Genomic DNA, 15903 nt, shown 5'->3' with positions numbered 1-15903 from the left:
GGCCATTTCATCTCTGTGACCGCCGTCACGGAAACAGAGTGCAGTTTCGGCAAACCTAGGAACGAACTCAGGAGGTTGTCATGGTTCTCATCGTCTTGGATCGATTGACCGATCAGCCAGTGATCGTCTCCGTCCCGGTCCGGCCTGCCGTTCGTAGGGCAGAGCCCGCAATCGTCATCCATCTCCGCCAGTTCGCGAGCAGGAGGCCGTCATGAAGCGCTCCAAAATCTCCGCGATGCGGCGCGCGCGGCGCTGGATTTTGCAAGAGCTGAGAGGAACTAAGCAGTAACACTAGGACGTTCGGAGGCGGGACGGGCTTAATCCGGCAAGATTTCCCGCAAGCTATGCAGTTCCTACCTACGTTCAGTTTACATCATCCGTCCCTGCTCAAGGGCTGAAGCGTATCCTCTCCGGTTGAGAGAATCCCTTATTCATATATAATTGCTTGGCTTCCGGATTGGAGGAGTAGGACTCCTCCTTTGCGAGACCATTCAGGGGAGGCGCGACGGTGCGTCTCGGTAGGGACCAGATCCAAAGGGATTTGCCGTTTTTCTCGGCTCTTTCCGTGAGCTCTTTTTTCTCCGCGCTCGGACCTGACGCAATTGCACAGATCGCCGCCTTGTGCACATCCCGAAAGATGCTGGATGGGGAAACATTATTTCTCAAGGGAGATCCGGGAGATGCCCTCTACGGCGTGCGGCGAGGACAGATCGTCATCACGATAACGACCGATACAGGCCGGCAGTTCACGCTCAATATTCTCGGACCCGGTGACATCTTTGGCGAGATCGCACTGTTGGATGGGCATCCCAGGAGCGCCGATGCGATCGCCTCGGGTCAGGTCGAACTCTTCATGATCCGGCGAAGCGACTTTCAGGACCTTCTCAAGCGGCAGCCGGAGATCACGACGAAAATCATCGAACTGCTTTGCGAGCGCCTGCGCTTCTCGAGTGAGCGGTTGGAAGAGGCCTCTCTCCTGTCTCTCAAATCCCGGTTGGCGCGACGCCTGTTGAAGTTGGCCGAGGATTTTGGTGAAGAAATCGACATCACGCAGGAAGAACTCAGCGTTCTCGTCGGAGCGGGGAGGGAGACGGTCAATCGGCAGCTGCAGAAATGGCGGAAGAGCGGCGTTGTGGAACTTGGTCGGGCCCGGGTGAGAATCGTTGACTTACGACGCCTGCAGAATGAAACCGCCGAACGCGAGCGAGAAGCGGATTGAGTTTATTTGAACGCCATCGCCGTGGCGTGGGAGCCCTTAGTGCACGGGTCACTTATCGTTCGATGACGTAAGCGTCGTTCCGGCCGGCTCGAGCGTGAGGTAAACCCAGCCCGTTGTCTCGGCGCTTTCCCGCTTGATATATCGGTAGTTCGTCCGGAACCACTCCAGCACGTCGTCCGTCTTGTTGTCGAGGATGAGGTCGCCACGATCCGTGCGGACGGTCAGAACCGCATGACCTTCTCCATTCTCATCGATGACCACAGTCATTCTCAGAGCGCGCCGCGGCAGACCCGCCTCGATCAGCATCTTGCGCTTGAGGAGCTGATAATCCTCGCAATCGCCCAATCCGTCGGTCGGATAGCTCCACAGGTCGACGACGTCCCAGTGGTTATGGTCAGTTACCGGTATCAATGCGCGGTTCACGGAGAGATTCACGGAGGAGAGAAGCGCGGTAAGATCCTCCGTCAGTGGGAGAATTTCCGGTTGACGGAGATCGACGATGCATTCGTCGGGGTTTCGGCTGCAGAATTCCAGCCAAGCGGAGAGGGGCGGGGCTTCATTGTCTCGAAAGAGATGAGGTCCGGCATTCACCGAACTCATCGCCGACAAGAGGCAGACCAGAGCGATCCAAATCCGTCTTCCCATTGCAGCCTCCCGCGGGAGATGTGCGATCAGGCCGGATGGGAGCACTCCCTTAGACCTGAATCGCTGATGGGATCAGACTGACTTGTTTCGTACCGTTCTTCTGTGCATGCGGTCACAAATCTTGGCTGGCACCGGACTGAAGACCTCATCGCTTCTTGGGCCTACAGATACTTGTCGCGAATATCGATGGATGACTCGATCCCGACTTTCGGGAAATCGTCTCGCAACCACGCATCTGCCTTTTTGCGGCCGATCACGTGCAACTCGACGAGGAATTCCCAATCGGCATTCAACTTCGAGGCTGCTCCGAGATTCTGCATGACCTCGTCGGCCGCAACGGCATGCAAGCGCACCTGCCTGATGTCGGGGGTAAGGACGCGCCCCTCGTCGACAAGCCTGTTCAGAAATTCGACCGCACGCACCTCCCTCATCAGTGATGAGTTGAAGCTGATCTCATTGATTCGGTTGAGAATCTCAGCGGCCGTTTTCGGGACGGTGGGCCGGCTGATGGGATTGATGTGAACCACCACGATATCGGAAGACTCGCAGAGGTAAATCAGTGGGAAGAGAGCTGGATTGCCCATATAACCTCCGTCCCAGTAATACTCTTGGTCGATTTTGACTGCCCGAAAGATGAAGGGCAGACAGGTCGATGCGAGGACGACTTCGGCACTGATCTCGTGGCTTTCAAAAACCCGGATCTTTCCCGAACGGACATTGGTGGCCGAGAGAAACAGTTTGACTTTCGACCTGCTTCGCAAAAGCTCGAAATCAACTACCTGTTTAAGCACATCGAGGAGTGGATTGTAGTTGAATGGATTGAGTTCGTATGGCGAAACGATTTGCGTCAGCATGTGAAACAGAAGAAAGGCTGGTGATGCCTCAAGACTGCGATTTCCCATAAGGTGATCGAAGAAAGAGGGTTGAAGCGGACTCAGGCGAGCGGCGCACGAGACCTGCTGCCAAAACTCCCTCAATGCCCGACGAGCCCCTTCGCGTCCTCCCTCGATCAGCCCGTAAGCGCACACAACGGCGTTCATCGCTCCGGCGCTCGTAGCGCTGATCCCGTCGAAGGTTATGGCGTCTTCTTCCAGCAAGCGGTCGAGCACGCCCCATGCAAAAGCCCCATGGGCTCCTCCACCCTGAAGAGCCAGATTGACCGATTTCACCTCCTGTCCCCGCGTGGAACGACCCTTGCGGGAAAAGTTGCTGTCAGCCCTGTTCATGATTGCCTCTTGGCGGCGGCATCGCCCAGCATCCTGACCAAGAGGATCTTATATGGCTTCGGTCCCCAATGACGAGGGTGCGAACTGGGTAGAAAACGCCCGTGCCTAGCCATCGGAAGCGGCACGGCGAAGCCTCGCACGCATTAGAGCATTAATCCCTTAAGGGCGCATCGTCGGGCGCGGAAAACCGGGTCCACTTTTCGCTAGCGCGGCCCTTACGGGACGACACACTGCGCTCGCGCCTGCGCGGGATCCCGCGCAGGCGTCAGATCGTCAGATGAGCGGCGTGCCGGATCATTCCTCGCGGAAGGTAACGGCAAGTCGATCGGTGAGGGGCTGCGTCAGATAGCTGATGATGCGCCGGGAATTTCCGCGGATCAGTACTTCGGCGGGAAGCCCGGGTGTCAGCTCCTTCCCTTCCAGCTTGCGCCGTTCTCCCGGGGCGATTGCTATCTTGACGGTAAAAAAGGCCTGCCCGGTCTCGCTGCTGACGACCTGATCCGGAGAGACGTTGGTGACCACTCCCTCAAGTTCCACCGGCGTCGGGAGCTTGAATGAGCTGATGTGGATGGTCGCTGGCTGATCGATATGGACCTGATCCACCTCGTCAGGCCGGATTTTCGCATTCACGATCAGCGGTTCCGTGTTTGGGATAATCGACATCAATTTTTGGCCGGGGCCGACGATGCCGCCGATCGTATGCACCATGAGTTCATGGACCAGGCCAGTCCGTGGTGCCCGGATGTCAAGCCGCTGAAGGCGGTCCCGAGCGGCCGAGAGCTGCTCCTCGGTTTCGGCGAGACTGGCCGTGACCCCCTGAAGCTGTCTCAGGACCTCGGATCGTGCATTTTGAGTAAGCTCAGCAATTTTGAACTGGATTTCCGTGAGCTGGGAGTGGGCGCCAGCGATGCGGGCTTCTATATCGCCCATCTCGCCTTTTAAGCGGCTGACCTCACGCTCTGTCTGGCGCAGCACGGGACGTCTGATCAGGCCCTTGCTGTCGAGCATCCGCTGGTCGGCAAGCTCGGCCGTCACCTGGGCGAGTTCTTCCTTGAGCGCCTTGTATCTCTCGTTGAAACCATCGATCTGCCGCTCGACCTGATGTTTGCGCTCCTGATGCTGAGAGAGCTGGCTCATCCGTGTGAAACGCCGCTCGTTCATGAAGTTCTCCTCGGCCGCAAACGCTGCTCTCAGGGCGCTTTCCGCCAGCTTCGAGGGAATGGAAATTTCAGGTCGCGTGATCGTCGTTCGGTCCAGGTTCTCAGCTTCGAGGCGAGCCTTCTGGGCGGTCAGATCGATCAGCTTGCGTTCGAGGATGCTTGCATCTGCCGTAACCTTGGCGGTGTCGAGCCGGACGAGGACTTGCCCCTCCTGCACGAGTTCCCCATCCCTGACGAGGATCGCTCCGATGACGCCGCCTTCCAGATGCTGAACGGCCTGAGCGCTGGATTGAACGGCAAAAGTCCCTGAAGTGACCACGGCGCTGTCAACCTTGGCGGCGACCGCCCAGCCGCCAATCCCGAAGAACACAATAAACGAACTGAACATGAACCAGCGCATCAGCCGGCGCATGGAGGAGGAATTGGCGACGAGATCAGCTTCGAACTCGGTCATGACGCGCTCCGCTGTGTGGGCTACCGTCGCCCGAGCACGGGCGACGGGCTAATCCGGCTTCAGGTTCTCGCTCCGGGCCTGAAAGCCTGGCGCTCGTTCCTGTATCAAATTGACACGCCGCGCCCCCCGGCGCTGTGGTCCAGTTCACAGTTCCTAGCTCACGAGGCCATTCACTCGCTGCGCCCGGGTCGCATCCAGGCTGGTGACGGTGGCAGTGGCGGGGCTGTCCGTTCGATTCACTGTTCCTGATACAGGCGAAGCGGGTTCGGACTGCGAGGGTGAAGTGGGGTGTGGCTCGGACACAGGCGTGCCCGCTGCGCCGGTTGGAACGGGCTGGGTGCCCGATGTTCCACCGCCTGATTGCGAGTTCGACATCTGAGACGGCTTATGCGGCTGTCCGATGCGAGGGAACAGGGCAGCAAGAACCTGCTCCTTCGGGCCGAACATTTCAGCGCGACCGCCGCGAACCGACAGGATCTTGTTGGCGGCGAAGATGGCGCTTGGCCGATGAGCAACGATAACGACGATCTTTCCGGCCTGACGCATCTGGTGAATGGCGTCGTTCAGCGACTGCTCGCCAAGCGGATCGAGGTTGGAATTGGGCTCGTCGAGCACTACCAGGAATGGATTTCCGAACAGGGCGCGGGCGAGACCGATGCGCTGACGCTGGCCGCCTGACAATATGGCGCCACCCTCGCCGACGGGGGTATCATACCCCCGCGGGAAGGCGAGGATCATGTCGTGCACACCCGCCATTTTTGCGGCTTCGATCACCTGTTCGGTGGTGGCGTCCTTGCGGAAGCGGGCGATGTTCTCCGCAACTGTGCCGTCGAACAGCTCGATGCTCTGAGGAAGATGGCCGATCGCATCAGCAAGCGCATCCGGTGAATACTGGCCGATCAGGGCATTGTCGAAGCGGACCTCGCCACGAGCTGTCGGCCAGGCACCGACCAGGGCGCGGACGAGTGTAGATTTACCGCAACCGCTCGGGCCGATGATCCCAAGGGCATCACCCGCCTCGATTTCGAAGGATACGCCGGCAACGGTCGCAACCGCTCCGCCGGGGGGCACGATTGCAACATCACGCACTGACAGTGTGTGGTTCGGCCGCGGCATGCCGTGCTGCTGCTGAGCAGTCTTCGGAAGCTTGGAGGAGAGAGCGCGAAGGCGGCGGAAAGCCTGCAAGGCGGCTGATGTGTGGCGCCAATTCCCTATGACCTGGTCGATAGGCGTGAGCGCCCGCGCGAGGATGACAGAGCTCGCGATCATGGCGCCCGCCGACATCTGCGCCTCGATGACCAGATAAGCTCCGAGCGCGAGCATTGCAGATTGCAGGACCTGGCGAACCGTCTTGGAAATGGCGCCGAAGACACTGGCGTGATCCGCAAGAGCGCGCGCATGCGAGATCGAGTTCACGTAGCCGCTGCCCCAGCGCTTGCACAAATCGTCTCCCATGCTCATGGCGGCAGCCGCCTCGGAGTTGCGCCTTGCGTCCAGCAGCACAGTCATGTTCGCCGCATGCACCTGGTTCGCAGCCTTGACCGTTCCTTTGGTGACGAATTCGTTGATCAGGCTGAGGATGACGAGAAACAGAGCGCCGCCTGCGGCAGCAAGAAATAGGATTGGATTCACGAGAAACAGGATCGCGAAGTAGATCGGCATCCACGGAAGATCGAGAAGGGCAACCGGGCCAGGGCCCATGAGGTAATTGCGGATGGCGGCCAGATCCTGCAACGGATCATGGTTGCGGGCATGCGGCCCGAAATGGAGTGGCAACTTCAGCGTCGCTTCGAACAGGGTCGGAGCCAGTCGGTGGTCAAAGGTGATGCCCACCCGCGCCATGAGCTTGCCGCGCAGCCCCTCCAACAGACCATAGAAGGCATAGAGCAGCAAAGCGAGCAGAGAAAGAGCTGCCAGTGTCGGAACGCTCTTGCTCGACAGTACTTTGTTGTAGACCAGCATCATGAAGATGGGACTGGTCAGCATCAGGATGTTTCCGAGGCAGCTGATGGCACTGATGCCGATCAGCGGCTTCTTGAGCGTGCGAAGAGCGGTACGGAGTTGGACCTCAGCGCTGTTCCTCATTCCATTCTTCATCACAAGCGTCCTTATTACGAGCCATCCACGCGATCTGAAACTGTCTGACAAGCCAGGTGGGGCCTATTGGTGTCTGTGGCCTGATCATGGATGAGCCCTGCGCCAAACGCTGTGACACGCTTCACAGTCTTTCATTTTGGAGACCCACCTCGCATCCAGAACTTGGAAAGGTCTTGGCCCGTCGTTCGACGAGCAACGCTCCTGATACCGACGAGATAATGTTGCGCGCCGACGGCAGAGGAGATGGTAGTGCAAACGGAGCGTATGCGCCGGAAGCCGGGGCCATGGCACCTGTGCAGGTTCAAAGCCTCGAACGAGGCTCTGATGATAGAGCCCCTCAGGTCATGCGGAAGGACGGTAGCCGCGTTCTCACATTGCTCAGGAAAACTCTGAATGATTCAGGAACCCGGACGATTGTTCTGTCGATGCCAACTGCAAGCCGTTCGCATTGACATCGCCTCCGATATCGATGGAACCGCCGTTGGCAGCGTTCAAGAAGACAAGCGTGTTCTGGACCTGTGTCGTCTGGATCAGGGTATTGAACTCCACATCGAGATCGTCGATAGCGAAGACGATAATCGGCGGGAAGCCTCCAGCGGGCCCCAGACTATTGGATAGGTGACCGAAAAGCACCGCGTCGAATCCGCCGGCATCGTCCCAGGCGGCGGCATCCCAGCCAAGACTTCCGCCTTCATGTTGCTCCATGGGGCCGGGAGTGTCCCAATGATCACACCCGCGGTCGCCATAATCGCTCCTGAAATGGTCGTCAGGCCGATCACCTCGATCCCCGTTTTCATGGATGTCACTCCGGCCTCCGCGCAGACGCTCATGAGGCTCGTCGTCCTGCCAGAGGTTGCGATGATGGCGGGGCATGGGGCTCTCCTCGATTGCAACCCAATCGGACGATCCCTCTGATCATCTGCGAAAATCGGGCGCGATAGCTGGCTGTACACCCAAGCCTGGCCGCAGACAGTGATCTGCGTCACACTTGGCCGGCAGGCTGTCTTTGCACGCGTCTCGCCGACCGTTATGCTCGGGGCACTGTGCTCGACCTTTGTGGGAACTCGATCATGGCTGACGTTCAATCGTCGAATGCGGCAACAGGCGCAGATAGGCCGGTCAAGTTCGAAGAGCTTGATATTTTCAAGGCCATTGATCCGCCGACTGCTGAGCTGATCGCCCGTAAGGCTCAGAACCGGACATTGGAGAAAGGCGAGTTGCTATTCAATGTCGGGGATACGTCCGACTCACTTTATGTGATTGCCGAGGGGCGAGTTCGGATCTGGACTGTTTCGGCCGCAGGTGCCGAAGTCACGCTTAATGTGCTGACGAATGGTGCCGTTTTCGGCGAGATCGGCATGCTTGACGGTGGCGTGCGGACAGCGGGTGCTTCCGCCATGCTGCGTACGCGCCTGACGAGTATCGCTCGGCGAACCTTCTACGAGGCGCTGGATCGAGACCCGCAACTGGTGCGCAACGTGATCGATCTGCTGTGCAGGCGCCTCAGATGGACCAGTGCCCGAATGGAAGATGCCACCCTGCGTCAAGCGCCTCAGCGTCTTGCGCGGATTATCGGCCATCTTGCCCGGGATCATGGCAAAGCCACGCCTAGAGGAATCGAAGTCGTTCTCAAGCTGACTCAAAGCGAGATGGCTCAATGGACGGCGATGTCGCGGGAGGGCTTGAACAAGGTTCTGAACCGATGGGCCGAAGAGCGTCTCTTGACTCAGGATCGAGGTGGGCTGGTTGTTCATGACCTCGAGCGGATCGATGAGATTGCAGAATTCGGCGAGTAGGGGTCAAAGACGCCGTTGCGCCACTATCTGTTGAGCACGCGTGAGAAATTGCAGGCGCTCGTCCTTCGCCGGAATCTCGCGGGCAAGGTCGTCAACAAGCTCAGCTAGATCCGCTAGATTTGCGGCATGCCGTTTCACGAGCAATCCCGCGACAGGGCCGAGATAGGTCGTCAGGGTGTGAGTGAGCTCGGCAAGACAGGCTTGACGGGCAGTGGAGTCCAAAGGTGCGGAACGAGCAGGGAGGCTCTCCGGCGCCACGTCATCATCGGATGGTGAAGATGTCGCTGCCGGATGAACAGGGATGACGAGGGGGGCGGCCTTTGGCAGTGATATGGCTTGTGGCCCGGGGCACGCGGGGGACGGCAGGGGCGTGTCGGCTCTGTCTTCCATCCGTGCTGTAGCCACCGAAAGCACTGTTCGATCGAGTGGCTCGATCAGGCTCACGGTAGCATTCATATCGGTCGCAGACGGTGGCATCGCCACAGTGAACGTCGTGATCCGCCGTGGACTGTGCTTGAGGTCGAATACGCCGCGCTCGCCGAAGGTCGCCGAAATGCGAGGCGCCACAGCTTCCATGACAGCTGCCGATACGAGGATTCCCCCCGGATCCGCGAGGCTTTCCAGACGGGCCGCAATGACAAGGGTCTCGCCGAAGGGAAGATCGTCCTGGAACAGGACATCGCCGAGATGGATGCCGATCCGCAGACGGACCGCATCGAACTTCGTCATTGCGGTGAGACGCGCCTGTGTATCGAGTGCGCAACGTACAGCATCGACGGCGCTTTCGAAGAGCGCGAATATGCCATCTCCGGGCATCCCAAAAAGCCATCCACCATGAGCCGCAAGCTCCTCCCGGGCGATGCGCCGGGTCGCCCATAGGGCGTCCAGGGTGTTGGTTTCGTCAACGGAAACCAAGCCGCCAAAATTCGCCATGTCGGCCGCGAAGACCGCTCGTAGGCGTCGAATTCGTTTGCCGGAAGGCTGGGGTGCATCGGGTGCCAGATTATCCATCACTCATTCATCGAGTACCTACACGTCATTGTTTGGTTTCACTGAGCTTACCACGAATCTTGAGAAAGCTCGCGCGGTCCCGTTCGCTAGGAATGAAGTCGGAAAGACGGCGGTAGAAGTCATCTCGGCCGACAGATTTCTCGGCCTGCCGAGCGACCAGCGTTGGCGCAACAGGGCCGATGAGCGGCAGCAGTACTTCGGTCACCGCACGAATTTCAGTCTGGGAAATGACGGCTTCCATCTGCGCTATCTTGAAGCCCTTGTCGTCACGGAGCATCTGCTGAGCCGCTTTTCGGAAGGTGGCGGCGTCAGCCTCGGTTTTGATTTTCTCGACAAGGAATTCCAGGAACGTATCGATGTCCATCGTCTCGTGCGAGGCCTGTTTCACCAATAGGTGGCCTATCGGGCCGAGCGAGTGGGCAAGAGATCGTCCAAGTGCGTCGATTGTGGTGGGCGTGAGGACTTCGGCCATGGTTTGGTTGAGCTGTTCCTTTGCAGGCGCAGGCTGCTCTTTTCCAGGCAGGTGGGAGAGCTCGGTGAGGTCAAGCGGTGGAAGGTCAGCACTGGGGCGCATCTCGATCGATGCATTGAGTGCGACGACGAATTCATCCGCCGTCTGAAAACGATCCTCTGGGTTTCGCGCTAGAGCCCGCTGCACGACGGCGTCGATCTCCGGCCAAAGCTCCGGCCGATAGGTCCTGATCGATGGCGGTGGTTCGTTCATGAGCTTGCGCATCAATTCAGGCAGGTCGGCCGCAACGAAGGGCTTCGCGCCGGTCAGCATTTGAAAGAGGATGACTCCGGCCGAGAAAAGATCCGCGCGGACATCGGCCGGACGCCCGAGAAATCGCTCCGGGGCCATATAGTTCGGCGTGCCGATCGGGATACCGCCAGGCTTCGTGAGATCCAGAGCCTCGACATGGGCCACACCGAAGTCGGAAACCTTGATCGAGGCGGCCGAAGGGCAGAGGATATTGGCAGGCTTGACGTCCCGGTGAATGACGCCCTTGGAGTGCGCATAGCCCAGGGCGAACAGCAGCTGGGCCATGATTTCGCCGACCTGGCGGATGGGCAGCAACGTGCCACGCCGGATCACGTTCTCCAGCGTACCTGCATTGACATACTCCATGATGATGTAGGGCGCGCCATCCTGCTCCACGAAGTCGAAGACCGTGACGATGTTCGGGTGCAGGCACCGTGCTGCGGAGCGCGCTTCGGTGGCGAAACGACGGAGGAGCTCGTCATTCTCGCTCAGGTTCTCCAGGATTTCGGGACGAAGCGTCTTGATCGCCAAGGGCCGATCAATCTGTTCATCGTAGCCTTTATAGACGACACCGATCGCACCGCGGCCGATCACGTGGTCAAGGCGATACTTGCCAATTCTGGCGGGGATGGCGCCACTGGCTCCGCCTTGGCTACTGCCTGTCCTCAGATCCTTGTCTGCGGTCATCGGAGAAAATTCCCTGACGAGCGGTAATCTGGTTCTGTTAGGCCAGGGATCAATCGTATTGATCACTTTTCAAGCATCTTCAATGCGCTATCCAAGCTCCTGCGCATCCGGTTAAACGAGCGTGACAGGGATGAGATCTCGTCCGAACCTGGGTATTCGAACTCGGCCACAGATGCATCGCCCATGCTGACGGCCTCTGCAGTTTTCGCCATTCGCGTCACCGGGCTGATCACATACCGATTTAGCAGGATGTTGAGCAGGATCAGCAAGATCAGGAAGATGATGCTCGAGGTGCCGACAAATAATCCTAGATTCCGCCAGATCGATCCTTCGGCGATGTCCATGGGCACGGAAATGATCTGTGCTCCGATCGTCTCGTTAAGCTTCCAGCCGAATCCATTCTTGTTGCCGTAAAGAGCAACCATCGAGGGAGGAGCCCTGTCCGGCGTCGAATGACAGGTCAGACAAGACTCGTCCCTGATCACCAGGGGATAGGTTGCCGTGTAGTGGGAACGGTTGTCGATCGTCTGAAAGCTGACGTCCTTGGTCAGGTCAGGATTTGCGCGGAGTTTCTCGATGAGTTCCCGCTCCCAATCGCGCGCAAGATCCGCGGGGTTCGTCGGGTTGAGTGCTGCTTCCTTGTAGAAGAACTGCGGGTAGAACCCTCGGAAATTGCGGAAAGCCGTCTGTGCAGAGAACGACGGAACCGTTTGCGGCAGGAACTGAACGCTGGAATGTTCAGCCAGCAAGGGCTGAATTTCTTCCGAGGTATAGCGGCGTATGGAAAGCGCTTGCGCTCGCAGAACATCGATCTGCGACTGCAGCTGTTCCATGGCTTCCCGCCTGGAAATTTGATAAAATGGATAAATTGATAAGCTGAGTCCAAGCAGATAGCAGACGGCGAGAATGATATTGAATTTCAGCCGTAATCCCACGGGATATCTCCAACGGCTCGAGAGGTTAGTTCGCGTAACAACTACCGGATTCCATGATAATGCAAGTCTTGGAGACGTGCCATGCATTTCGGTCAAGCAGGTGGATTTGCAGGCAGATCCTCTGTGCGCAAAAGCACATTGGGAGGGCTTAATCGGGGACATCCGATACTGAATTTCGGGGTAGGCGTCGTCTTTGCGCTTTCCTTGCTGCTGATGGGCATCGCATCCGCTCATGCCGCTGGAAGAATCGCATTAGTCCTAACGGCGGAAGATTATCAGAAACTTCCGAAATCCAGCATCGGGACGAAGCGGGGCGCCGAGATCGCCGAGGCTCTCAAAGCGCGGGGCTTTGAAGTGATCGTAAGCCCCAATCCGAGCAATGCGACGGCCAGAGCTCATCTGCGAGACTTCGCGGCGAAAGCGGAAGGATCCGATCTCGCGTTCGTCGTCTTGATCGGGCACGGCGTGGCCTGGGGTGGCCAGACCTTTTTCCTAACAACCAACACCGAACTCGGGCGAGCGACCGACCTGCTGTCACGTGCCCTCTCGACTACCAATATTGCGCAGATCGTCGGGCGAGCGCAGACAGGTGGTGTGTTCTTTTTCATGACGTCGCCGACCTTCGAGAACCCCATCGAAGGATTGGATGCCAGGCCTCAGTTCACCAGTGAAGTCCCGAAGAACGCCGTCACCATTTTCTCCAGCTCAGCTCGCATTCCGGTATCCCGCATCGACGCCGCAGGCGAGCAGGCTGCAGAGGCGCTGACCAAACTGCTCCAGCAACCAAGCCCGTCGCTCACCGAGGCGATCAAGATTGCCTCGAACGGCAATTTAGGGGCGGTATTCGGGCGCGTAGACGAAGTCAATCTCGCAAAACCTACTCCCGCGCCTCCAACGCAATCTGTCGCCGCGATCTCTCCACAACCAGCTGTCGGTGTCCAGAAGACGGAGGAAATCGAAGGAAAGCTGGAAGAGGAGCGGCGCGCGCGTGAGCAGGCAGAAACCCGCGCGCGCGACGAGCGGCTCAGGGCCGAGCGGGCCCAGGCCGAAGTGCTGAAAGCTCAGGCCGATGCCAAGAAAGCGCAGGCCGATGTCGAGCGCGCTCAGGCGGATGCTGAAAAGGCCAAGCAGGAGGCCAAACGTGTTGAAGCCCAAGCTCAGATCGCGGCCGCCCAGGCGGAACAATTGAGGCATGTGTCCGTGGCGCCGACGATAGAAGACGCCCAGCTCGGGCAAAAGCAACGCCGTTTGATCCAACAACGGCTCCGGGAATTGGGTCTCTATACGGGTCCGATCGATGCCATCATGGGCCCGCTGACACGGGAAGCGATCATGGGCTACCAGCGAAGCCGCAGCGCGGCGATCACGGGCTACCTGACGGCCGAGCAGTTTGATGCGCTCCTTCCGAAAGAAGATCAGTGAGTGAAGGCTCGCTGCTACCCACTCACTGATCTAACGCGTTCATCACGTTCATGCGATCCTGACGCTCGTGATCTGGCATGAGGGCAGGGCTGGTTTATCCTCGGGTCCACCAATCGGAGCCCGAGGTTCCAATGACTCCTCAGTCTTTTATCTCTCCCAATCGTCGGTCCGTGTTGATCCAGGCCGGAGTTATCGTTGCGGCGGCAGTCGCGCCGAGGATCCTGATCGCAGCCGAGCTTGTCGCGACGCCGGGGCAGACCGAGGGACCTTTCTACCCCGTCGAATTCCCCCCCGACATGGACAATGATCTTGTCCGGGTGACTGGCCAAGCCGCACGGGCGATAGGGCAGGTGATCCATGTATCGGGCCGTGTGCTCGACATGCGCGGGCAGCCGAGACCTGGAAGCGTCGTCGAGATCTGGCAATGCGATGCCAACGGCGTCTATCGTCATCCTCGGGCGGCCGGGCAGGGGCGCATCGACCACGCCTTCCAGGGCTATGGCCGCATGCAGGTCGATGAGCAGGGGCGCTATCGCTTCCGCACCATTCGGCCAGTGCCATATCCTGGCCGCACGCCGCATATTCATTTTGCCGTGCATGTGCCGGGGCAGGGGCGGCTGGTCACGCAGATGTATATCGAGGGCGAACCTCTGAACGCCCGTGACGGCGTCTTAAACGGTATTCGCGATCCGAATGCTCGCCGCAGCGTCATTGTTCCGCTGCTCGCGGCGCAATCGCCCGAGGCCGGCGCTCTCCATGGGCAGTTCGACATTGTCGTGGCGGCGTGATCGCCAGCGAGCCTATTCGGGCGTCTGACGCTCTCCCCTGCGGGGATGAATGCGAATCCGGCCGTGGATGATGACTTCCGTCCTCTCGACTGTGACGTCGGCCCCAGCCGGGGGCATCTCGGGTAATCCAGTGAGATCGCCAGCTTGCCCCGCGGCGGGGCCTTCCCATCCTTCCGAGCGCCAGGCGGCCTGCTGCTCGTCGAGATCGAGCACGCCTTCCTGATTCAGAATGCCCGCGACCGTGCCGACCTCAGACGCATCGCATCTCACGATCACCACAGTGCCGCCGCGGATGACGCCCTCCTGATACGCATAAGCATCGGCACGCGACACGCCGAGATCCTCCAGAAGAGGAGGCAGGTTGTGCGGGGTCGTCCAGATGTCGATGGCGTCCGCCGGAATGCCGGCCTGCTTCAGACGGTTCGCAGCGGTGGTCGCGTGGTGTTCGCTGTGGAAGAGGGATGTGACGGTCTTGGTCATCGGGTCGATCCCCTGCAGGCCATCCGTAAAACCCGGCCAGCCGGGCGATCGGCTCAATCTGCACTTCGGTCAACGTATCACGGCGTCCCCGGATCCACCACCGGCCCAGGATGGTGCTTGCGGGGGAGCCTGCACGCGGTTCATCATGGCAACGGCCGGAAGCGTTATGCGTTGGATCGTCATGGCAAAGCCTCTCAAGCTCGTCTCCGTTCCGTCCACGAATACTCCCGGCGTGGTCGCGTCGGCGGTCTATGCGGGCGGGCGGCGTGTGATGGAGATCCCGATCGAGGAAGCCGGGGAATGGTCGCGCAAGCCCGGGCATGTCGTGTGGATCGGCCTGCATGAGCCCAGCCTCGATCTTCTGAGAAAGGTTCAGGCGGAGTTCGGCCTGCATGAACTCGCTATCGAGGATGCGCTCAAGGCCCACCAGCGTCCCAAGGTCGAGCAATATGGCGAAGCTTTGTTCGTCGTTGCCCGTACGGCCCAGATGGTGGAAGGACGCATCGCTTTCGGCGAGACGCATCTGTTCGTCGGACGTGGCTATGTGGTCTCTGTTCGCCACGGTGCCTCGACGACCTACACGCCGGTGCGGGAGCGCTGCGAGGCGGCGCCGAAATCGCTCTCGGAGGGTGAGGACTTCATCCTCTATGCCATCCTCGACTTCATCGTCGACAATTACATGCCGGTCATCGAGATGATCCAGGAGGAGGTGGAAGGGATCGAGGACGGCATCCTGAGCGCGAACCAGCCACAGGGCCAGATCGTGCGGCTCTACCAGCTGCGCCGGGATCTCCTGCGCCTGCGCAATGCCGCGGTGCCGCTGGTGGAGGTGTGCCGGCGCCTCGAGCAGCCGGGCCTGCCGGGGATCGACAGCACGCTCCACCCGCTCTTCCGCGATGTCTCGGACCACATCCGGCGGGTGCAGGAGGAGATCGAGTCGTTGCGGGAGGTCCTGGCCTTCGCATTCGAGAGCAGCCTGATGACCGGACAGGCGCAGCAGAACGAGATCACCCGCAAGCTGGCCGCCTGGGCGGCCATCCTGGCAGTGCCGACCGCAGTCGCCGGTATCTACGGCATGAACTTCGATGTTCTGCCCGAACTGCACTGGGATTACGGCTATCCACTGGTGCTGGCGTTCATCGCGGTGATCTGCTCATGGCTGTATTGGCGCTTCCGCCGGAAGCAGTGGCTCTGAGCCGCCCTGCTCAGAACAGGGCGTT

14 protein-coding genes are annotated in these 15903 nt (G+C 59.5%); 5 read left to right on the top strand and 9 right to left on the bottom strand.

Annotation, left to right across the window (positions count from 1 at the left end; genetic code table 11):
• Window positions 1-565: 565 nt before the first annotated feature.
• The gene (locus tag JO965_RS13975; protein WP_246776554.1) at window positions 566-1219 is read left to right on the top strand and encodes a Crp/Fnr family transcriptional regulator; all 654 of its coding nucleotides are present in this window, start codon (window positions 566-568) and stop codon (window positions 1217-1219) included.
• A 48-nt stretch (window positions 1220-1267) separates the two neighbouring features.
• On the opposite strand, the gene JO965_RS13970 is transcribed toward JO965_RS13975, so the two are convergent.
• From JO965_RS13970 to JO965_RS13950, 5 genes are all read right to left on the bottom strand, one after another.
• The gene (locus JO965_RS13970) at window positions 1268-1864 is read right to left on the bottom strand and encodes a transglutaminase-like cysteine peptidase (protein ID WP_203439500.1); all 597 of its coding nucleotides are present in this window, start codon (window positions 1862-1864) and stop codon (window positions 1268-1270) included.
• Window positions 1865-2025: 161 nt separating this feature from the next.
• Complete coding sequence (locus JO965_RS13965) at window positions 2026-2973, bottom strand: patatin-like phospholipase family protein (RefSeq protein WP_246776553.1); 948 nt, start codon at window positions 2971-2973, stop codon at window positions 2026-2028.
• Window positions 2974-3384: 411 nt separating this feature from the next.
• On the bottom strand, window positions 3385-4704 hold the full coding sequence (locus tag JO965_RS13960) for an HlyD family type I secretion periplasmic adaptor subunit (protein WP_203439498.1): 1320 nt from the start codon (window positions 4702-4704) through the stop codon (window positions 3385-3387).
• 153 nt (window positions 4705-4857) lie between these two features.
• A complete protein-coding gene (locus JO965_RS13955) occupies window positions 4858-6789 on the bottom strand; it encodes a type I secretion system permease/ATPase (RefSeq protein ID WP_203439497.1) in 1932 nt (643 codons plus the stop codon).
• A gap of 390 nt (window positions 6790-7179) precedes the next feature.
• Window positions 7180-7674: a hypothetical protein gene (locus JO965_RS13950; protein ID WP_203439496.1), complete on the bottom strand. Its 495-nt coding sequence runs from the start codon at window positions 7672-7674 to the stop codon at window positions 7180-7182.
• 197 nt (window positions 7675-7871) lie between these two features.
• Between JO965_RS13950 and JO965_RS13945 the strand changes: the two genes are divergently transcribed.
• On the top strand, window positions 7872-8597 hold the full coding sequence (locus JO965_RS13945; RefSeq protein ID WP_203439495.1) for a Crp/Fnr family transcriptional regulator: 726 nt from the start codon (window positions 7872-7874) through the stop codon (window positions 8595-8597).
• A gap of 3 nt (window positions 8598-8600) precedes the next feature.
• Here JO965_RS13945 and JO965_RS13940 read toward each other — a convergent pair whose 3' ends face one another.
• The 3 genes from JO965_RS13940 to JO965_RS13930 form a co-directional block, all read right to left on the bottom strand.
• Window positions 8601-9608, bottom strand: a complete 1008-nt coding sequence (locus tag JO965_RS13940; RefSeq protein WP_203439494.1) for an adenylate/guanylate cyclase domain-containing protein — start codon at window positions 9606-9608, stop codon at window positions 8601-8603.
• A gap of 25 nt (window positions 9609-9633) precedes the next feature.
• Window positions 9634-11058, bottom strand: a complete 1425-nt coding sequence (locus JO965_RS13935; RefSeq protein ID WP_203439493.1) for a serine/threonine-protein kinase — start codon at window positions 11056-11058, stop codon at window positions 9634-9636.
• Between the two features lie 62 nt (window positions 11059-11120).
• Window positions 11121-11993: a DUF3365 domain-containing protein gene (locus tag JO965_RS13930; protein WP_203439492.1), complete on the bottom strand. Its 873-nt coding sequence runs from the start codon at window positions 11991-11993 to the stop codon at window positions 11121-11123.
• Between the two features lie 81 nt (window positions 11994-12074).
• Here JO965_RS13930 and JO965_RS13925 point away from each other — a divergent pair, with 81 nt between their 5' ends.
• Together JO965_RS13925 and JO965_RS13920 are read left to right on the top strand one after the other, a co-directional pair.
• Entirely contained in the window at window positions 12075-13415 is a 1341-nt protein-coding gene (locus tag JO965_RS13925; RefSeq protein WP_203439491.1) for a peptidoglycan-binding protein, read from the top strand.
• A gap of 131 nt (window positions 13416-13546) precedes the next feature.
• The gene (locus JO965_RS13920; RefSeq protein ID WP_203439490.1) at window positions 13547-14203 is read left to right on the top strand and encodes a protocatechuate 3,4-dioxygenase; all 657 of its coding nucleotides are present in this window, start codon (window positions 13547-13549) and stop codon (window positions 14201-14203) included.
• A gap of 12 nt (window positions 14204-14215) precedes the next feature.
• Here the strand turns inward: JO965_RS13920 and JO965_RS13915 are convergent, their stop codons facing one another.
• Complete coding sequence (locus tag JO965_RS13915) at window positions 14216-14683, bottom strand: hypothetical protein (RefSeq protein WP_203439489.1); 468 nt, start codon at window positions 14681-14683, stop codon at window positions 14216-14218.
• Between the two features lie 181 nt (window positions 14684-14864).
• On the opposite strand from JO965_RS13915, the gene corA reads away from it, so the two are divergent.
• Window positions 14865-15878, top strand: a complete 1014-nt coding sequence (gene corA, locus JO965_RS13910; RefSeq protein ID WP_203439488.1) for a magnesium/cobalt transporter CorA — start codon at window positions 14865-14867, stop codon at window positions 15876-15878.
• Window positions 15879-15903: the final 25 nt, after the last annotated feature.

The organism is Microvirga sp. VF16, from assembly GCF_016864375.1.
Taxonomy (GTDB): domain Bacteria; phylum Pseudomonadota; class Alphaproteobacteria; order Rhizobiales; family Beijerinckiaceae; genus Microvirga.
This window is presented reverse-complemented; position numbering and strand designations above follow the sequence as displayed.